At 38.6% G+C, this 21470-nt stretch carries 17 protein-coding genes; all 17 read left to right on the top strand.

What is annotated here, in order from left to right; genetic code table 11:
* Positions 1-427: 427 nt before the first annotated feature.
* The 17 genes from EO120_RS07095 to clpX all read left to right on the top strand — a co-directional run bounded on the left by EO120_RS07095 (position 428) and on the right by clpX (position 21408).
* Positions 428-1072 (top strand): helix-turn-helix transcriptional regulator, encoded by a 645-nt coding sequence (locus EO120_RS07095; RefSeq protein ID WP_127134790.1) that lies wholly within the window; start codon positions 428-430, stop codon positions 1070-1072.
* 10 nt (positions 1073-1082) lie between these two features.
* Entirely contained in the window at positions 1083-2294 is a 1212-nt protein-coding gene (gene dpaL, locus EO120_RS07090) for a diaminopropionate ammonia-lyase (protein ID WP_127134789.1), read from the top strand.
* 109 nt (positions 2295-2403) lie between these two features.
* Positions 2404-3711, top strand: a complete 1308-nt coding sequence (locus tag EO120_RS07085; protein ID WP_127134788.1) for a YgeY family selenium metabolism-linked hydrolase — start codon at positions 2404-2406, stop codon at positions 3709-3711.
* 246 nt (positions 3712-3957) lie between these two features.
* A complete protein-coding gene (gene ygeW / locus EO120_RS07080; protein WP_127134787.1) occupies positions 3958-5151 on the top strand; it encodes a knotted carbamoyltransferase YgeW in 1194 nt (397 codons plus the stop codon).
* Positions 5152-5300: 149 nt separating this feature from the next.
* Positions 5301-6236 (top strand): carbamate kinase, encoded by a 936-nt coding sequence (arcC, locus tag EO120_RS07075; RefSeq protein ID WP_127134786.1) that lies wholly within the window; start codon positions 5301-5303, stop codon positions 6234-6236.
* A 42-nt stretch (positions 6237-6278) separates the two neighbouring features.
* Positions 6279-7604: a putative aminohydrolase SsnA gene (gene ssnA, locus EO120_RS07070; protein WP_127134785.1), complete on the top strand. Its 1326-nt coding sequence runs from the start codon at positions 6279-6281 to the stop codon at positions 7602-7604.
* A 117-nt stretch (positions 7605-7721) separates the two neighbouring features.
* A complete protein-coding gene (locus EO120_RS07065) occupies positions 7722-9413 on the top strand; it encodes a selenate reductase (RefSeq protein WP_127134784.1) in 1692 nt (563 codons plus the stop codon).
* Positions 9410-10759 carry a dihydropyrimidinase gene (gene hydA / locus EO120_RS07060; RefSeq protein ID WP_127134783.1) on the top strand — a complete coding sequence of 450 codons (1350 nt, stop codon included), beginning with the start codon at positions 9410-9412 and terminating at the stop codon, positions 10757-10759. The genes EO120_RS07065 and hydA overlap by 4 nt, the downstream gene beginning before the upstream one ends.
* Before the next feature lie 18 nt (positions 10760-10777).
* Positions 10778-13327 (top strand): selenium-dependent xanthine dehydrogenase, encoded by a 2550-nt coding sequence (gene xdh, locus EO120_RS07055; protein WP_127134782.1) that lies wholly within the window; start codon positions 10778-10780, stop codon positions 13325-13327.
* A gap of 177 nt (positions 13328-13504) precedes the next feature.
* A complete protein-coding gene (locus EO120_RS07050) occupies positions 13505-14851 on the top strand; it encodes a nucleobase:cation symporter-2 family protein (RefSeq protein ID WP_407834511.1) in 1347 nt (448 codons plus the stop codon).
* Positions 14852-14941: 90 nt separating this feature from the next.
* Positions 14942-16117 (top strand): RuBisCO large subunit C-terminal-like domain-containing protein, encoded by a 1176-nt coding sequence (locus EO120_RS07045; RefSeq protein ID WP_127134780.1) that lies wholly within the window; start codon positions 14942-14944, stop codon positions 16115-16117.
* Positions 16114-16914, top strand: coding sequence for an MBL fold metallo-hydrolase (locus tag EO120_RS07040; RefSeq protein WP_127134779.1), 801 nt, complete (start codon positions 16114-16116; stop codon positions 16912-16914). The genes EO120_RS07045 and EO120_RS07040 overlap by 4 nt, the downstream gene beginning before the upstream one ends.
* A 101-nt stretch (positions 16915-17015) precedes the next feature.
* On the top strand, positions 17016-17495 hold the full coding sequence (gene rlmH, locus EO120_RS07035; protein ID WP_127134778.1) for a 23S rRNA (pseudouridine(1915)-N(3))-methyltransferase RlmH: 480 nt from the start codon (positions 17016-17018) through the stop codon (positions 17493-17495).
* Between the two features lie 101 nt (positions 17496-17596).
* Positions 17597-18052, top strand: coding sequence for a CBS domain-containing protein (locus EO120_RS07030; RefSeq protein WP_127134777.1), 456 nt, complete (start codon positions 17597-17599; stop codon positions 18050-18052).
* Positions 18053-18209: 157 nt separating this feature from the next.
* Positions 18210-19514 carry a trigger factor gene (tig, locus tag EO120_RS07025; protein WP_127134776.1) on the top strand — a complete coding sequence of 435 codons (1305 nt, stop codon included), beginning with the start codon at positions 18210-18212 and terminating at the stop codon, positions 19512-19514.
* Positions 19515-19548: 34 nt separating this feature from the next.
* Positions 19549-20142 carry an ATP-dependent Clp endopeptidase proteolytic subunit ClpP gene (clpP, locus tag EO120_RS07020; protein ID WP_127134775.1) on the top strand — a complete coding sequence of 198 codons (594 nt, stop codon included), beginning with the start codon at positions 19549-19551 and terminating at the stop codon, positions 20140-20142.
* Positions 20143-20154: 12 nt separating this feature from the next.
* On the top strand, positions 20155-21408 hold the full coding sequence (gene clpX, locus EO120_RS07015; RefSeq protein ID WP_127134774.1) for an ATP-dependent protease ATP-binding subunit ClpX: 1254 nt from the start codon (positions 20155-20157) through the stop codon (positions 21406-21408).
* Positions 21409-21470 lie beyond the last annotated feature (62 nt).

Here is a 21470-nt window from a genome sequence, read left to right as displayed (position 1 = left end):
TGGAATGAGCTACATATGTCTACAAATTTTCCAACTTATTGGGATTAGTCACACACACTTTTTGTCCTATAACCCTGATATACAATCCCTTTATTAACTGTGAATGGAATATCCTGTGCTAGACTAGTAAACATATTTTGTTTATGTCTTTGTAATTGAGAGCTTGACGATGAGTTAGCATTTTTTGTAATAACTTATTTTATATTTTTATAGAGGATATTGTTATTGTCTAGATTTATAATGCGTATGTTCATTACCTAATGCATATCTATTAATTTTGTGCATAATAATATTGATTTTTTTGCATGGTGATTATATAATCAAATCAAGAAGCCTAACAAATAGTTAGATAACAAGACAAATAATTAGAGTGCATTTATATAGATTTATAAACCAATTTCAGTAGTACTGATAGGAGGTTATATGAATGGGAGCGTTGGAACGACTGATTGTAATTGCTCATGGACTAGCAGTACAATTTGGCAACTCTTGTGAAGTTCTTATCCATGATGTACGCACAGATATGGATAAATCTCTTGTTTACATTGAGAACGGAAATATATCGAATCGACAAATTGGAGATGGACCATCTCATGTAGTATTAGACGTATTACAAAATGATGATGGTAGTGATGGACGGTTTGGATACCTAACTAAAACCAAGGAAGGTCGTATATTACGATCAACCACTATATATATACGCGATGACGAAGGACAAATTCAATATTTATTGGGTATTAATCAAGATATTACGAATTTTGTTATGATGCATAATTCATTAGCACAGATTATCGCTACACCTATTGATGGTCCTGTAGAACAAATTACATCAAGTGTTAGTGATTTATTAGATGACTTGTTAGTGAATGCAGAGCGTTTAGTTGGTAAGCCTGGACCATTAATGAATAAAATGGAAAGATTACGAGCTATTAAATATTTGTATGAAAAAGGAGCTTTTTTAATTTCTAAATCATCAGAGAAGATAGGGGATTATTTTAATGTTTCAAAGTTCACTTTATATAGTGATTTAAATACTGTCAAAGAAGAGTGTAATTCTTCAACTGAAACCTAGGAGGTATATGATGGAACAGATTAAATGGGTCCGTAATAGAATGGAACATTCTAGTGACAAGTACTTACCGATAATGGATATTCGTGAAGTTAAGGCAGCAAAAACATTTCATGAAAGTTTTCCTCAATATAGCGAAACACCATTAGTTTCTCTTTCACAGTTAGCAGAAAATATAGGATTAGCGTCATTGTTTGTAAAAGATGAATCCTATCGATTTGGGCTCAATGCATTTAAGGTGTTAGGCGGATCTTATGCAATAGGCAAATATGTAGCAGAGAAGTTAGGTAAATCGGTAAAAGAATTACCGTATGACGTACTTATATCACAAGAACTTCGTGATGAATTTGGGCAAGCTACATTTTTTACAGCTACTGATGGCAATCATGGTCGCGGTGTAGCCTGGGCGGCCAATAAATTAGGTCAGAAGTCTGTTGTGTTTATGCCAAAAGGATCAACGGAATATAGAAAGCAACAAATTGCTAATGAAGGTGCTACCGTTACTATCGAGAAATTTAATTACGATGATTGTGTACGTTTAGCTACAGCAGAATCTAAGAAGGTTGAAAATGGTGTAGTTGTTCAAGATACAGCGTGGGATGGATATGAGGATATTCCGAACTGGATTATGCAAGGTTATGGTACATTGGCAATGGAAGCATCACAGCAATTGGAACAAAGTGGATGTAACATTCCAACTCATATCGTTGTTCAAGCTGGTGTAGGATCCTTAGCAGGTGCTATGGTGGGATATTTCTCAAATTTTTATCATGATGCAATTCATAAACCAAAATTCATTGTTGTGGAAGCAGATGGCGCTGCGTGTTTATATAAAGGTGCTGTTGCTAACGATGGAAATCCACGCATTGTAGAAGGTGATTTGCCAACTATTATGGCTGGCCTTGCCTGTGGGGAGCCGAATATCGTATCATGGGATATTCTGCGTAATCACGTAGATTATTTCGTAGCTATTCCTGATTGGGTGGCACGGCTCGGTATGCGTGTCAGTGCAGCGCCACTTAAAGGCGATACATCTATTATATCTGGTGAATCTGGGGCAGCCCCATTAGGTTTTATCATGGCTGTTATGACCATGGCAGAATACGAAGATTTGCGAAATGAATTAGAACTAAATGAACATTCTAAGGTTCTTTGTTTCTCTACTGAGGGTAATACTGACCCTGATAGATATAAAAATATTGTTTGGTACGGTTTGGATACATAATAGTTAGTGTTTTTATAGATAAGATGACTATTAAGTTAGTAATCTAGAATATACTTAGAGTTTGACATGGAGTTAGATTAATATAGTTGAACAACAGGAGGAACTCGAGATGGATGTACAAGCAATTAAAACTGCAGCAGCTCAATATGGTCCTGCAATGACCAAGTTTTTACGTGATATCGTTGCATTTCCAGGTGAAAGTGCAGAGGAAAAAGACCATGTAAAACGGATTGAACAAGAAATGAAAAATCTTGGTTTTGATGAAGTAGAAATAGATCCGATGGGAAATATCCTTGGTTATATGGGGTCTGGGAAAACATTAATTGCCTTTGATGGACATATCGATACTGTAGGTATTGGTAATAGAGATAATTGGGAATTTGATCCTTATCAAGGCTTTGAAGATGATACAAAAATTGGTGGACGTGGTGTATCCGATCAATTAGGCGGCATTGTATCTGCTGTATATGGTGCTAAAATTATGAAGGATTTAGGTCTTTTAAGTGATAAATATCGCATTCTCGTAGTTGGTACTGTACAAGAAGAAGACTGTGATGGTCTTTGCTGGGAATACATAATCAAAGAACGCAACATAAGACCGGAATTCGTAGTGTCCACAGAACCTACAGATGGGGGAATTTATCGCGGACAACGGGGACGTATGGAAATTCGTGTTGATGTACAAGGTGTATCTTGTCATGGATCAGCGCCTGAACGCGGTGACAATGCGATTTATAAAATGGCAGACATTCTTCAAGATATTCGTCAGTTAAATGCCAACTCTGCTGATGAAAGTACAAGTATCAAAGGGCTTGTTAAGATGCTAGACCCTAAGTATAATCCAGACCATTATGAAGAAGCACGTTTCCTTGGACGAGGTACAGTGACGACATCTCAAATATTTTATACCTCCCCAAGCCGTTGTGCTGTTGCTGACTCCTGTGCGATATCCTTGGATAGGCGCATGACTGCTGGTGAAACGTGGCAATCTTGTTTAGCTGAAATTGAAAGTTTACCACATGTTCAAAAATATGGTGCTACCGTAACTATGTACGAATATGCTCGTCCATCATGGACTGGATTAACATATCCTATTGAATGCTATTTCCCTACTTGGGTCATTCCAAAAGATCATAAAGTTACTGTTGCTTTAGAAGAAGCATATACTACTTTATATGGCACAGAACGGATAGGGGCATCAGATACAATTGAAATGCGTCGCTCTCGTCCGTTAACTGATAAATGGACATTTTCTACGAATGGTGTATCTATCATGGGACGCAATGGCATCCCATGTATCGGCTTTGGCCCTGGTGCTGAAGCACAAGCGCATGCACCGAATGAAATTACGTGGAAACAAGATTTAATTACTTGTGCCGCCGTATATGCATTACTACCAACCGTATATTGTAAATAGAATGCTATCTATTAATAGTAATTGCATAGTTGGTTGTAAATCAATAATATTTGAGTTCGTTACTGTATAAATCTACAGACAATGAATATATAAATTTATTAGCTTATATGTCACCTATAGTTGGCTGTTGATATACGCTCTTACACTTTCCTATACATATTTTTATCATAGATAAGCAAGACAATTATAGGTGATATATCAATATATCTTTTATACATTCTATACCTTGTGAAAGTGAGGCCTATTATGACTGATTTCAACAAAAGTATTGAAGCTCTAGAACAATTAGACGTAAGCAAGATGTATGGTAATGATTTCTTCTTAACTTGGGAGAAAACAGATGATGAGTTGCGCGGTATATGGGCTGTTGCAGATGCATTGCGCGCATTGCGAGAACGCAATATTTCCACAAAAGTATTTGATAGCGGTTTAGGTATCTCTTTGTTTAGAGATAATTCTACACGGACTCGTTTTTCCTTTACATCTGCTTGTAATTTGCTTGGCTTAGAGGTGCAAGATTTAGATGAAGGTAAATCTCAAATTGCACATGGAGAAACCGTGCGGGAAACGGCAAATATGATTTCCTTTATGGCTGATGTTATCGGTATTCGTGATGATATGTATATCGGAAAAGGCAATGCGTATATGCACACTGTAGCCGATGCAGTGCAAGAGGGCTATGAAGATGGTGTATTAGAACAAAGACCAACATTAGTTAATTTGCAATGCGATATCGATCATCCAACACAAATTATGGCTGACACAGCTCATATTATTCGAGAATTTGGTGGTATTGAGAATTTAAAAGGCAAGAAAATTGCAATGACTTGGGCTTACTCACCTTCGTATGGTAAACCTTTATCTGTTCCACAAGGGGCTATCGGATTGTTTACACGCCTTGGTATGGATGTCGTATTGGCTCATCCAGAAGGTTATGAAGTGATGCCCGATGTAGAAAAATTGGCTGAAGAGCAAGCTAAGGCGAGTGGAGGTTCATTCCGTCGCACTAATGATATGGCGGATGCTTTTAAAGATGCAGACATTGTTTATCCGAAGAGCTGGGCGCCATTTGGAGCTATGGAAAAGCGGACGAAACTATATGGTGATAATGATTATGAAGGTATTAAAGCATTAGAACAAGAGTTGTTACAAGAAAATGCAAATCACAAGGACTGGGCTTGTACCGAAGAGATGATGAAGCTTACAAAAGATGGTAAAGCATTATACTTGCACTGTTTACCGGCGGATATTACTGGTGTCAGCTGCGACGAAGGGGAAGTCGATGCAAGTGTATTTGAGCGGTATAGAGTACCTCTTTATAAAGAAGCTAGCTTTAAACCATATGTTATTGCTGCTATGATTTTCCTTAGCAAATTTAAAAATCCTGTAGAAACCTTAAAAGAATTAGAACGTAAGGGAACAGAACGAGTTCAACCGTAAGTTTTTTGAGGGCTATCTGTTCAAGATAGCCCTTTTTTGTATCTTTTAGATAAAAGGCATATCCATTGCGTTGCCAGACTTTATGTGTAGGAGATACAGTATAGAATTTATTGCCCTGTAGCTATCTTTGTTAGTACATGAGGTACATTATGAATAAACGTGTTGTTGTTGCCTTAGGTGGCAATGCTCTAGGAAACACATTGCCGGAGCAAAAAATCGCTGTTAAAAGTACAGCAAAAACAATTGTAGATTTAGTAGAAGAAGGTTGTGATGTGGTTGTTACTCACGGTAATGGCCCACAAATTGGCATGATTAATAATGCTATGGCGGCGTTGACAAGAGAAGTAAAAACACAACCTAACACGCCTTTATCTGTATGTGTAGCCATGAGCCAAGCTTATATTGGCTATGACTTACAAAATGCAATTAGAGAAGAGCTTTTGAATCGAGGTATTAAAGACTTGCCTGTTATGTCCATGGTTACACAAGTTCGGGTTGATGCTGATGATCCTGCTTTTAAAAACCCAACGAAGCCAATTGGCCATTTTATGACAAAAGAGGAAGCTGAATTCGCTGCAAGTCATTATGATTATGTAGTAAAAGAAGATGCAGGTCGTGGATATCGACGTGTAGTGGCATCACCGGAGCCGAAGGAAATTATCGAATTAAATGCTATTAAGGATTTAGTCGGCAAAGAGCTTATTATTGCTTGTGGAGGTGGAGGAATTCCTGTTACACGAGATGGGTATGCGCTCAATGGTGCATCTGCGGTTATTGATAAAGATTGGACCAGTAGTCTATTAGCAAGAGAAATTGATGCAGATATTCTCGTTATTTTAACGGCTATTGAAAAAGCGGCTATTCGTTTTGGGCAACCTGATCAAGAATGGTTGGATACCATAACTGTGGAAGAGGCGAAACATCATATCGCCAATGGTGAATTTGCTAAAGGTTCTATGAAACCGAAAATGGAAGCTGCTGTTGCATTCGCTGAATCCAAGCCGGGTCGTGTTGCGATTATTACATTATTAGAAAAATCTAAAGCTGGTATAGCAGGAGAAACGGGGACGCGTATCGTATTATAATAATATATAAATGAATAAGAATGCAAAATAGGAGGTGATATTGTGATTTTGTTAGGACGTGGCACAGTCATTACGAGGGATGTAAATCGACCAATTATTTATGATGGCGGTGTATTAATAGATGGTTCTACTATCGTTGCAGTAGAGGATTTTAAAACGCTACAACAAAAAAATCCTAATGTAGAGATTATCGATGCTCATAATGGACTCATTATGCCGGGGTTTATTAACGGACATCATCATATTTATTCTGCTTTGGCTAGAGGATTATCTATGCCGGGATCAGCACCTACAAATTTCGGTGAAATTTTAGAGAATTTATGGTTCAAACTAGACAATCATTTATTAGCTGATGATGTAAAAGCGAGTGCACTTTTAACATATATGGGATGCATTGAAAATGGTGTAACTACCATTTTTGATCACCATGCTAGCTATGGTGATATAGACGGTAGCCTATCCATTATTGCAGATGTGGCGAAACGATTTGGTGTACGGTCATGTTTATGTTATGAAATATCTGATCGCAATGGCGTGGAAGCTATGAAACAGGCTGTACATGAAAACTTACGATTTGCCGAGGAAGCGGAGAAAGATGCTGAACACTTAGCTGCTATGATGGGACTTCATGCATCCTTTACGTTGAGCCCATCTACTTTAGATTATGTTCAATCAAAGAACACTAAACAGTTAGGATATCATGTTCATATTGCAGAAGGACCAGAAGATGTACAAGATAGCATAGAACAATATGGTGTGAGTCCGGTGCGCCGTTTATATGAATGTAATATATTAGGGTCTAAAACTATTGCAGGACATTGCGTACATGTAAATGACGAAGATGTACAGCTATTAAAAGATTCACATACAAATGTGGTGCACAATCCAGAAAGTAATATGGGCAATGCCGTAGGGACTACGGATATCCTCAAATTATTAGGTGCAGGTATAACTGTAGGCCTTGGTACAGATGGATATACGAATGATATGTTGGAATCTTATAAGGTGGCAAATTGTTTAGTAAAACATGAAAACCATAAACCTTATGTTGGATGGAGTGAAGTGCCATATATGTTGTTTGAAAATAATCGTACATTGGCAAATCAATTCTTTGATGTTACGGTGGGGGTATTAAGACCTAGTGCTGCAGCAGATGTGGTGGTATTAGATTATATAGCACCTACGCCATTAGATGAAAAAAATATTAATGGACATCTACTGTTCGGAGCTACAGGTATGCATGTAATAACTACTATTAGTGATGGCATACCACGTATGATTGATCGTCAATTACAAGGCCTGGATAAAGCGGAAATAATGGAATATATTCGAAAGACTTCCGAAACCTTGTGGAAGAGAATTATATAGACTTAATAGATAACAAATAGAGCGTATATGGTATACAGTTAGTTTACATATTAATTAGAACGTTTATGGAAACGTCTCAACACATAATGAATACCTTTAGATAAGGAGTGTGATTGTATGAGTGATATTATGTATCCCGTAAGTTTCGGGAAATTAATGAATCATATTATGACGGAATATTCGTTGTACAATCGGATTTACAATGTAAAAAAAATCCATCGCACAACACATAATAAATCATTATCTCTTTTTGGTAGAAAATTAGAAAATCCTCTAGGACCTGCGGCAGGTCCTAACACGCAATTAGCGCAAAACATTGTAGCCTCCTATGTAGGTGGTGCTCGATGCATCGAATTAAAGACGGTACAAATTATGTATGGTGAGGAGTTAGGCATTCCAAGGCCTTGTATTAACTCTGTAGACGAAGCTTATAACGTGGAATGGTCTGCGGAATATCGCTGTGACAAAGCAGCTGAAGAATATATTAAGGCTTGGTTTGCTATTCATCTTATCGCTAAAGAGTATAGCTTAGGAGACCCTCATGGATTTATGTTTATCATGAGTGTTGGATATAACTTAGCAGGTATTCAAAGTGAGCTAGTAGATGATTTCATAGAAACCATGAGGCATGGAAAGCAATCACCGATGTGGAATGAGTGCAAGCAGTGGGCTCTAGATAATTTACACAAATTTGAGAACATTGATATTGACTATATTAATAGCATTAGTGATGAGATTTGTGTAGCCATAACATTGTCTACCATGCATGGGTGTCCAGCGGAGGAAATAGAGTCTATCTGTACCTATTTAATGAAGGATAAAGGGCTTAATTTATATTTAAAATGTAATCCTACTTTACTAGGACCTAAAACAGTTCGTCAATTATTAGATGATGCAGGATTTAAATATATAGAATTTGATGAACATCAATTTGATGTAGATTTAAAATTTGATGCTGCCATTCCAATGTTAGAACGGTTGCTTGCAGTTGGTGCTGATGCAGGCGTTGTATTTGGGGTTAAATTGACGAATACATTCCCCGTAGCTATCCATAATCATGAATTGCCAGGAGAACAAATGTATATGTCTGGCAAATCACTATTGCCATTGACTGTTGGTGTAGCCCAACTATTGAGTAGTCATTTTGGCTCTCGATTGCCTATTTCTTATAGCGGTGGTGCGGTGAAACAAAATATTAAATCTATTTTTGAATGTGGTATTTGGCCAATTACGGTATGTACTATTTTGTTGCAAGGTGAAGGGTACGACACCTTTAAGAGCCTCGCAGATTCTGTAGAAACTGGTGATTATGAATTAGCAAAATCAGTACAGAAGGATAAAATTAAACAGCTCGTAGAGGATATTGGAAATAACAAATTATTCAAAAAATCAGAAGTGATGCAGAAAAAGCGTGATGCTCATCCTAGTTTCCCAGATACTCGTGCTCAGGATTATCAGTGCCGAGTTCTCTGTGGTGCCTGTGTTCGCGTCTGTCCAAATCGAACTAATGAGATTCTCACTATAGGGAATAAACGTATTATTATTCATATTGATGAAAGTTGCAATGAATGTGGTAATTGTGCGTGTCACTGTATAGAACCTTGTCAACCATATAAAGATCGTCTTACTTACTTCCATAATGAGTTAGCCTTAGATGACAGTACTAATGATGGATTCTATGTTCTTGGTACCTTATGTGGGTATCGATTTAAAGGCGTGGCAGGGGTATGTGATATCGATGCATTACCTGAAGAATTAAAAGGAGTTGTGCAAGCTTTTATAAAAGAGCATGCCTATTATGTATCATGAAAATCATACGCAATGGAGAACTTGTGCTGCCAAATGAAATCATCAATGGCGATATTATGATAAATAATGAAATAATTACACATATCGGACATATTCATGATATACCTGTAGGTGCCGAAATAATAGATGCAACTGGGTGCTATGTATTTCCAGGATTTATAGATCCTCATACACATTTTCAAATGACCAATGTATTGGCTAGTACTGCAGATGATTTTGAAAGCGGTAGCCTGGCGGCTATTGCCGGAGGGACTACGACGGTTATTAATTTTGCTACTCCTGAAGAGGGCTCTTTGATAAAAGGGTTGCAGGTTCATCGTCGTAGAGCCGACAATCATATATCATGCGATGTAGCATTCCATATGGAAATTGTAGATGTGAATGATACGATTTTGGTGGAAATTCCTCGAATTGTAAATCACGGAGTATCATCTTTTAAAGTTTATTTAGCATATGGATTTCGATTAAATGACAAAGACTTATACAGGGTGATACGAGCCATATCTCAAACAGGTGTGCTGGTGGCTGCTCATTGTGAGAATGGTCCTCTTATTGAGGCTCTCATAGATGAGCTGCGACAGGCATCGAAATTGGGAGTGGGCAGTCATCCTATATCGAGACCGATACTGATTGAAACGGAAGCAATACAGAGGTTTATTACTATTGGTGCATTAGCTGATTATCCGGTTCATATCGTTCATGTTAGTTCTGAGTTAGGACTTAATATCATTGAACAAGAGCGAAGGAAAGGGCATCACGTTACGTGTGAAACATGTCCACAGTACTTGGTGTTGAATGAATCGTTATATACATTGCCAGATTTTGAAGGTGCCAAATATGTGATGAGTCCGCCACTGCGGTGCAAGCAAGATAATGTGGCACTGCAGAATGGATTGATGTCAGATATGGTTCAAACAGTAGGTTCAGACCATTGTAGTTTTAATTTTGAAAGCCAGAAAAAACAAGGATTACATGATTTTACTCGTATTCCTGGTGGTGTTCCTGGTGTGGAAGAACGTGGTTTAATTACTTATCATGTTATAGTTAATGAACGCCACGGCAGTCCGCATACTTTTATGAAGGTTATTAGTGAAAATTCGGCAAAATTATATGGGCTGTATCCTAAGAAAGGTGCTTTACAAGTGGGTAGTGATGCAGATATTACTATACTCAATCCACATATAGAGCAAGTGCTTTCAAAACGAACAGCCCATACTAAGGCTGATTATATTCCCTATGAAGGGATGAAAATAAAAGGTGGCATTGCACATGTTTTCTTACGAGGACATCATGTCGTAGATAACGGTGAGATTATAAATGACCATTTAGGTAAATGTATTCCTTAGTGGAGGGAGGGCGATTATATGTACCAATTTCAAGTGAATGGTACCTATCATCAGGTCCTAGACGATCAGCGTTTAATCGATTATTTACGGGACACATTAGGCTTAAGAGGCACAAAAGAAGGTTGTAGTGGTGGTGCCTGTGGTACATGCACAATTCTTATAGATGGCAAAAAATCTAAAGCCTGTGTCGTTACATTATCACAGTTGGATGGCAAAAAGGTAACCACCATTGAAGGTTTATCGGAGCGCGAAAAATCTGTATATACATATGCCTTTGGTGAATGCGGTGCTGTACAATGCGGATTTTGTATTCCAGGCATGATTATCAGTGCGAAAGCACTTATTGATGAAAATCCTAATCCCACATCAGCAGATATAAAAAAAGCTATTATGGGTAATATTTGTCGTTGTACAGGATATGTGAAAATAGAACAAGGTATAGCCTTAGCGGCACAAATGTTACGTGATAATATACCTGTGCCTGCTGCAGATTATACAGCTGCAGTGGGGACTCCGTTACATCGTATCGATGTAGAAGATAAAGTCCTTGGTACAGGGCTTTACAGTGATGATTTTAAAGTAGATGGCATGGTTTATGCGAAGGCTATTCGTTCTAAATATCCACGTGCACGAGTTGATAGAATCGATATTAATAAAGCATTAGCACATCCACAATGCATTACGGTGCTCACAGCTTGTGATGTACCATTTAATAAAACGGGGCATCTTACTCCGGACTGGGATGTATTTATCAAAGAAGGTCATGTGACCCGCTATGTTGGTGATGCAATAGCTTTGGCGGTAGTAAAAGAAAAAAAATACCTTGATGAAGTATGCAATTTAATCGACGTAGAATATACGGAACTAAAACCTTTGCTAACCCCAGAGGAGGCAATGGCTCCCGATGCACCACTATTGCATGAGTCGGGCAATATCTTGTCCTATCAAACCTTGTCTCGTGGTGACGTTGATAAGGCTATTGCGGAATCTGCATTTGTTGTGACAAATCACTACTCTACACCGCAAACGGATCATGCTTTCATGGAACCAGAATGTGCAGTAGCTTATAGAGTTGGAGATATACTTCATCTTCATTCGGGAAGTCAAAATGTATTTGATGATCGGCGAGAGGTAGCTCGCATGTTAGGAATTCCTGATGAGTCTGTTCAAGTTCACAGTATGCTCGTTGGTGGTGGCTTTGGCGGCAAAGAAGATATGAGTGTGCAACATCATGCATCTCTTGCAGCGTGGATTACAGGACTGCCTGTAAATGTCCGATTTTCTCGTCAAGAAAGCTTGCTGATTCATACAAAACGGCATGCTATGGAAATGGATATAACCACTGCTTGTGATGAAGAAGGGAATTTGACAGCTAGCAAGGTATCCATCGTATCTAATTGCGGTGCCTATGCCTCTTTAGGTGGACCTGTATTGCAGCGGGCTGGTACTCATTCTAGTGGTCCTTATCACTTTGAAAATTTTGCTTTCGATGGTGTATGTGTCTATACAAATACCGTGCCTGGTGGGGCATTTCGTGGTTTTGGGGTAACCCAAACTGTATTTGGGCAAGAGCAAAATATTGATGAGTTAGCCGCTCTTGTTGGTATGGATCCATGGGCATTTCGCTATAAGAATGCAGTGAGACCAGGTGAAGCTTTGCCGAATGGACAAATTTGTAGTGAAGAAACAGGGTTAGTGGAATGTTTAGAGGCTGTGAAAGAGGCATATTATAGTTCTCCTCGCAGTGGTCTCGCTATTTGTATGAAAAATAGCGGTATTGGAGTAGGACTACCTGATATTGGTCGCACAACTCTAGAAGTACAAAATGGTATCGTTCGTATCCGTACTGGTGCTGCATGTATCGGACAAGGTGTAGGTACTATGGCGACACAAATACTTTGTGAAACAACGGGGTTAACAAGGGATAAAGTATTGGTAGAGTCACCAGACACCGTGCGAACACCGAATTCCGGTACCACTACTGCATCACGACAAACATTGTTTACTGGTGAAGCTACACGTTTAGCTAGTGTAAAGCTAAAAGAGTTATTAGAAACTAAATCTTTAGATGAATTAAATGGGACTGAAATTACGGAAGAGTTTTTAGGTGTTACAGATCCTTTTAATTCGGATAAACCGCATCCTAAAAATCATGTTGCCTATGGGTTTGGTGCTTGTGTAGCTATTATAGGTGATGATAATAAAGTATCTGATTTACATGTAGCTTATGATGTAGGTCGCGTTATAAACCCGCAATCTTGTGAAGGACAAGCCGAAGGTGGAGCTATTATGGGCATGGGCTATGGTGTGACAGAAGACTTTGTCTATAAAGATGGATATGTTATGTCGAAATATGGCACGTTAGGTTTGTTACGGTCTACACAGTGTCCTAAAATACATGTATCACTTATCGAAAAAGGTACACCTGACCAATATGCATATGGTGCGAAAGGAATAGGCGAAATTAGTAGTATTCCTATTGCGCCATCTATTGCCAATGCATATCGTCGTATTGATGGAGAACCACGTCGGTCCTTACCGTTGTGCCATACAGGATATAGGAAATAGCTAGATTATAGTTATAGTCTTGAGTTTATATCCGTAATAGAATACAAGCCTGTATAATATGGCTTTTAGTTATTATATGATTGGAAATAAGTCTTATACATAATATAGAAACTAATAATCTATACAAGATATGAGGTGATTTATATGAATAAGGATGGCGTTAATCATGTGGATGGTATGGTGCCATTACCACAGATGTTTGCTTATGGTTTACAACATGTATTAGCTATGTATGCAGGGGCGGTAGCGGTACCGATTATTATTGCGCAAGCGATGCATTTACCTATCGAGGATTTGATTCGACTTATTACTGCGGATTTATTTACTTGTGGAATTGCTACCCTTCTTCAAACATTAGGATTTGGTTATATCGGTGGTCGCATACCACTCATTCAAGGTGTTACATTTGCTTCCGTAGGGCCTATGATTATGATTGGAACTCAACATGATATGCCTACTATTTATGGTGCTATTATAGTAGCTGGTTTATTTACATTTTTAGTAGCGCCATTCTTCAGTCGTTTGATTCGATTGTTTCCACCAGTTGTAACAGGTACGATTATTACTATTATCGGGATTAATCTATTGCCAGTAGCAGTCAATTGGATGGGAGGCGGTATTGGCAACCCTGAGTTTGGCAGTATTACTAATATTGCCTTAGGTGTAGCTACCTTTGTTATCGTTGTACTAACATATCGCTTTGGCAAGGGCTTTATCGGTAACCTAGCAATCCTCATTGGATTGATTTTAGGTACTGTTATAGCTATGTTTGTAGGTATTACTAATTTTGATGAAGTAGGAAAAGCACAATGGATTTCTGTTGTGCAACCGTTCTATTTTGGTCTACCTGTCTTTGATGTGGCATCTATCATTTCCATGATAATTGTTATGCTCGTAGTTATGGTAGAAACCACAGGTGATAGCATCGCCGTAGGGGAGATTGTAGACAAAAAAATTGGTCAAAAAGAATTGGCAGCTGTTCTACGTGCAGACGGTTTGTCTACTATGATTGGTGGTGTTCTCAATAGCTTCCCATATACCGCATTTGCTCAAAATGTAGGGCTCATAGCGGTAACACGAGTAAAAAGTCGATTTGTAGTAGCTATGTCCGGTATAATTCTAATCGTTCTTGGTTTATTTCCAAAACTGGCTGCTATTGTAGCTAGTATTCCCAATGCTGTGCTTGGCGGAGCCGGCATTGCCATGTTTGGGATGATTTGCGCTAGTGGCATTCGGTCTCTTGGCAAAGTGCGTTTTGATAATAACTATAATCTAATGTTGGTAGCCATTAGTATTGGTGTTTCGATGATTCCCTTAGCAGCGCCACATTTCTATGATCAATTTCCAAGTGGTGCACAAATCATATGTAAATCTGGTATTACAGCGGGTAGTATTATGGCAGTCATTTTAAATATGCTATTTAATGGGTTCGGTTATAAAACTGTGAATGAAGGTAATGCAGCCGCTAGAAAATATCGACACTTTACGAGATTTAAAGGTTATCCAAAACATTTTTATCAATAATGCAATTTTGTAAATCCTAGTGAAAGACACCTCTATGATTGAGGTGTCTTTTAGTTTATAATTAACAAATATAATGAGGAGGTAACCATCATGAGTGAAGAACGTTTTATAGTCACCTATCGTATAGCTGCTAATAGTTATGATGAAGCAAAGCAAATTGCTTGGTCTGCTCAGGTGGAGCAAACCATAGAATTTCCTTATGAATTTGTTACTGATGAGTATATTAAAAATACTATTACTGGCCGATTAGAATCTTTAAATCCTATGCCTGCAGATTTGGCTTATGGTACCGTGGGGATTGTTTCGGATGTGCCATCTGAGTTTTATATAGCGCGCATTTCCTATCACGTATCTACGGCTGGTATGGAAGCGACTCAGTTGATGAATGTCATTTTTGGTAATTCGTCGTTGCAACCTCATATTTGGGTAGTTGATATTGAATTGCCTGCTTCTATGTACGATGTGTTCAAAGGACCACGATTTGGTTTAGATGGACTTCGTTCTTTAGTACATACACCACCGCAACGTGCCATGATTCAAGCGGTGGTAAAACCTATGGGAACGCCTAATGAGGAGTTGGCTCGTATGTGTGGTGCCTACACTCGAGGTGGTGCAGATGTCATCAAAGATGACCACGGCATAACGAATCAAAGTTTTACAAACTTCAAAGACCGTGTGGCTCGATGTGCAAATGAAGTGCGAACTATGAATGAACAATACGGTCATCATACTTTATATGCTGCTAATGTGTCTGGCGATGGCACGGAGGTGTTAGAACGGGCTCATTACGCCAAAGAGGTGGGGGCTACAGCACTTATGGTGGCACCTAGTCTAGTTGGGTTTGGATGGCTCCATGCTTTGGCTACTGATGAAAGTTTAGGTTTACCTATTATCGCGCATCCAGCATTTGGGGGGGGCTTTGTAAGCCCTGGTGTTTCCGGTGTAGCCGATTATTTATATCTCGGCTGGTTGCCTCGTTTATTTGGTGCAGATATGCCGATTTTTGTGTCCTATGGTGGTCGGTTTACTTTCACAGAAGAACAATGTAAATGGATTAGTCATTATATTAAAGTAGATAATTCGTATATGAAACCTGCTTGTCCCGCGCCGGGCGGTGGTGTGACGGATGCGCGCCTAGATGAACTAGTATCATTATATGGCCCTGATACGATGTTCTTAGTAGGCGGTGATATGTTTAGACGTGGGCCGAATATAGAGGATAATATGAAATATTTTGTATCCCGTTTAGAAGGACTTTCACGATGAGTGAAGTAGAAGTCCATGTTTTAGCCAGTGGCAGCAAAGGGAATTGTACGGTAATTAAAAAAGGTAATTCCGTCATTCTCTACGATGTGGGGATTAGTTGTCGCCGCATTGTGAATGGGTTAAAAGACTTGCACATTGATATGCAGGAGATTGAAGGGATTTTTATTAGTCATGAGCATAGCGATCATATTTGTGGGTTGAAACAAATCCTTAAAAAATACGATATTCCGGTGTATACGAAACAGCATACGTGGCGGGAAATTCAAGATAAATTGATGGTCCCTAAAGAACAATTGATACCGCTTACGAAGGGGAGTTTAACGTTAGGTCGTTTGACAGTAGAGGCCTTTTCCGTAAGCCATGATGCGGCAGATCCTATTGGTATCAATGTGTTTGGGGGCAACGATAAGGTGACTATTCTCACCGATACAGGTACCGTAAATGACGAAATCTTAGGACGTTTAGATGATACGACGCTCTTTGTATTAGAAGCCAATTACGATCCACATATGCTCAAATTTGGCCCGTACCAACCATTTTTGAAACAGCGAGTAGCCAGTGAGTTAGGCCATTTAAGCAATGAAATGGCGGCGCAGACACTGTTGATGATGAAACGACCAAAATTTATGCAAGTTATCCTTGCGCATCGGTCTGAAAATAACAATAATCCTGTGCGGGTGACTCAAACTATTGGACAAATGCTGGTCGATGGAGGCGTTAAAATTGGACCAGAAATGAAATTACAACATGGACAGCCTAATGAAATCATTTCTATGATTGGTGGTAAAAGAAAATAGTTGTGATAGCATTTCTTTACTGGATTATTTTATAGTTGTTTGTGGTTGACCATACTATAGAGGCTGTGCATTGTTAGTAGATATGGTAAAGGAGATTGTACATGAGATTTACCATTATATGTATCGGTAAATTAAAAGATGCTTATTTGCGTGATGGGGTGGCGGAGTTTGTAAAACGCATGCGCCCTTATGGTGGTATTACGATAACCGAGTTGAATGAAAGCAAGATTGGTGACAAACCTAGCGATAGTGACCGCAAACAAGTGGTACTAGAAGAGGGACAGCGGTTATTGAAAGCGGTTCCAAAATCAGCCTATACAGTACTCCTCGACGTATATGGAAAAACAATGTCTTCCGAACAGTTAGCGGCTACGGTAGCTCAATTAGAGGTAGATGGTATTAGCGATATGGCTTTTATTATCGGTGGCGCCTTTGGAGTGAGTGATGAGCTGCGCGGAGCTGTTAATAGAAAGCTGTCATTTAGTCCAATGACCTTCACTCATCAAATGGTGCGACTTTTGTTAGTCGAACAGATTTATAGGACTGCTAAAATAAATCGCAATGAACCATATCATTGGTAAATTACAGCTAATAAATATTTGTTATAACTAAAAAAAGGAGTTTTCATATTCTAAGTCGAATAGTATAATTAAACTAGGAAATTTTGAAGGAGGGATTCCATATGAAAATCCAAGAAGTAATGAATAAATATCCTGTTACTGTTGGTAAGGATGCACCGATTTCTGATGTAGCAGATTTATTGGTTAAATATAATTTGACAGCTGTGTCTGTGGTAGATGAAAATAACAAATTACTTGGCATTATTTCCGAAGGTGATTTACTTTACAAGAAAGTGCGCCCGCATGTACCTCACTATGTAAATGTACTAGGCGCTAGTATTTATTATAATGGTATTGGTGAATATAATTCTCAGTTTAAGAAGTTGTTAGCATCTCATGTACATGAGTTGATGACTGATGAAGTGATTACTACTACACCTGACAAAGATGTGGAAGAAATCGTTTCTGTTATGCTAGACCAACATTTGAAAAATGTTCCAGTAGTAGATAAAGAATACAAATTAATAGGTATCTTGTCTCGTCGCGACATCATCAAATTGATTGCAAAAGATAATTAATCGACAATTTGACTTGATTTAAAACAGCCACCTTAAGGGTGGCTGTTTTCTTGTAATCCGATGGAATTGCATTGACTTTTTATTTGTGATATTATAAGGAGTGCATAATATACTACAGAAATTTGGGCGTTTGCCCTTCAAGGAGGACATATTTTAAATGAAAGCAACTGTAAATCCTGTTGATCAACACGTAGTAACTTTGACAATCGAAGTACCTGCAGCAGAAGTAGATAAAGGTATTAAGCAAGCGGTAAAACGTATTGCAAACCAAGTTAATATTCCTGGTTTCCGTAAAGGCCATGCACCTCGTCGTGTATTGGAAATGAACTTTGGTAAAGATGCAATCTTGGAAGAAGCATTTGAAGTATTGGCTAGCCAAAATTACAGCGCTGCACTTCGTGAAAATGATATCGTTCCTGTATCTGAACCAGAAATCGAGCGCGAACAATTCGAAGAAGGCAAAGACTTGATTTTCAAAGCTACTTTGACTAAACGCCCAGAAGTAACTCTTGGTGATTACAAAGGTTTAGATGCTGAAAAACAAGATGCTACTGTATCTGATGAACAAATCGAAGAACAATTGAACAACATTCGTGAACAACAAGCGAAAATGGTAGTGGCTGAAGCTGGTGCTGCAATTCAAAAAGATGATTTTGCAGTGATTGACTTTGCTGGTTCCGTTGACGGCAAACCATTCGATGGTGGCGAAGGTAAATCCTATCCATTACAAATCGGTTCTGGCAGCTTTATCCCTGGTTTTGAAGACCAATTAATCGGTGCTAAAGCTGGCGATGATGTAACTGTAAAAGTAACATTCCCAGAAGACTATTTCGTAGCTGAATTGGCTGGTAAAGAAGCGGAATTCAAAACTCATATTCACGATATCAAACGCAAAGAATTGCCTGAATTGAATGATGAATTTGCCAAAGAAGCTAGCTCCTATGAAACATTGGAAGAATTGAAAAATGATCTTCGCGCAAAAATGGAAGAAGAAGCTTCTCGTCGCGCAATCGATACTTATAATGCGGAATTGATTCAAACAGCTGTTAAAAATGCATCTGTTGAGATTCCAGAAGTAATGATTACTGATCGTGTAGAACAAATGATTCAAGAATTGGCGATGAACATGGAAGGCCGTGGCTTGAAATTAGATGACTACTTGAAATTCTCCAACAAAACTGTAGAAGATTTACGCGCAGAATACAAAGAATCTGCTGGTGAAAATGTACGTGCTGATCTAGTTCTTGATGCTATTGCAACTGCAGAAAACATCGAAGTGACTCCAGACGACATGAACCGTGAAATCTTCGTGATGGCTCAAAACTTTGGGGCAGATCCTAAAGAGGTTTGGGATATTATTGCAAAAGAAGGTCGTGTAGCTATGTTGGCAGGCTCTGTAGCTCGCAAAAAAGCAGCTCGACTCATCGTCGATAATGCAAAAGGTGCTGAAGCAGCAGAATAATCCTTGCTCACTAGGTGCATGAAAAGGTGATAACATGTATGTACCAATCGTAGTTGAACAAAGTGAACGTGGTGAACGTTCTTATGATATTTACTCTCGCTTATTAAAAGATCGCATCATTTTCTTAGGTGGTCCTATCGATGACAATGTTGCTAATGCTGTTATTGCACAAATGCTATTTTTAGAAGCGGAAGATCCAGATAAAGATATTCATTTATATATCAATAGTCCTGGCGGTGTTGTTACTGCAGGTATGGCTATTTATGATACAATGCAATATATTAAACCCGATGTATCTACTATTTGTGTAGGCTCTGCGGCGAGTATGGGGGCAGTATTATTGACAGCAGGTGCAAAGGGAAAACGTTTTGCATTACCTCATGCACGGGTCATGATACACCAACCATTAGGTGGCGTACAGGGGCAAGCGTCTGAAATCGAGATTCATGCCCGTGAAATTCTTCGCATGCGTGAAGAGTTAAATGGTATTTTAGCTTCTCGCAGTGGACAAGATATTGAAGTGGTGGCTCGCGATACGGACCGCGATAATTTCATGAGTGCTCAAGATGCCGTTGAATACGGATTGATTGATGAGGTACTCACTCGTGAACCTGTTGAAAGCAAGTAATGGAGGCGCTCTTTGGCAAAAGATAAAGATAGTATGCGCTGCAGTTTCTGTGGGCGCACTAGTGATGAAGTAAAAAAATTAATAGCTGGTCCTAATGTATATATTTGTGATGAATGCGTAGAAGTTTGTGAACGCATCATTGAAGATGAATTAGATGATATTGGAGCAGAAGACTTTTCACTAAAAGAGTTGCCGACGCCAAAAGAAATCAAAGCACATCTTGATCAATATGTCATTGGTCAAGATGATGCTAAAATTTCCCTTGCCGTGGCTGTATATAATCATTATAAACGTTTACAAACAGATAATGTCGTAGACGATGTAGAATTACAAAAATCGAATGTCCTATTTATAGGACCTACCGGTAGTGGTAAAACATTATTAGCACAAACTTTAGCTAAAATGTTAGAGGTCCCATTTGCTATTGCGGATGCAACGAGTTTGACAGAAGCAGGTTATGTAGGGGAAGACGTAGAAAATATTTTACTAAAACTCATTCAAGCTGCTGATTATGATATTTCTCGGGCTGAACAAGGCATTATTTATATTGATGAAATCGATAAAATTGCTCGTAAGTCTGAAAATCCTTCCATTACACGTGATGTATCTGGTGAAGGTGTACAACAAGCATTGTTAAAAATCTTAGAAGGTACTACTGCATCTGTACCGCCACAAGGTGGACGGAAACATCCTAATCAAGAAATGCTTCAAATTGATACTACAAATATTTTGTTTATTTGTGGTGGTGCATTTGATGGTATGGATCGAGTAATTACTAAACGTACTGCTAAGAAAACATTAGGTTTTGGTGCTGATGTACAACGTAGTGAAGAGCGGAATGTTTCTGCTATTTTAAAAGATGTTGTACCAGAAGATTTATTGAAGTTTGGATTGATTCCTGAATTTATTGGTCGATTACCAGTAATGGTGACATTGGACCAATTAGATCGAGATGCGTTAATTCAAATTTTGACAAAACCGAAAAATGCATTGACTAAACAATATGAAAAAATTCTATCCCTTGACGGAGTAGATTTAACTTTCACAGACGATGCATTAAATGAAATCGCTGATGAAGCATTACAGCGAAAAACTGGTGCTCGTGGTTTGCGTGCTATTATTGAAAAAGTAATGAAGTATGTTATGTATGAAGTGCCATCCATGGAAGAGGTAGCGAAGTGCATAGTAACCCGTGAGGCCGTATTGGGCACAGGTGAACCTATACTCAAAAATGAGGCAGACCAAGACATCAAGCTGAAATCGTAATTCGAAGAAACTCATTTCTGTGTAGGAATGGGTTTCTTTTTATAATATAATCTTTGGAGGAC

The sequence above is a fragment of the Veillonella caviae genome, assembly GCF_003992125.1.
GTDB classification, from domain to species: Bacteria; Bacillota; Negativicutes; order Veillonellales; family Veillonellaceae; genus Veillonella; species Veillonella caviae.
Note: the sequence above shows the minus strand (reverse complement) of the source record. Positions and strands in the feature narration are given on the sequence as shown.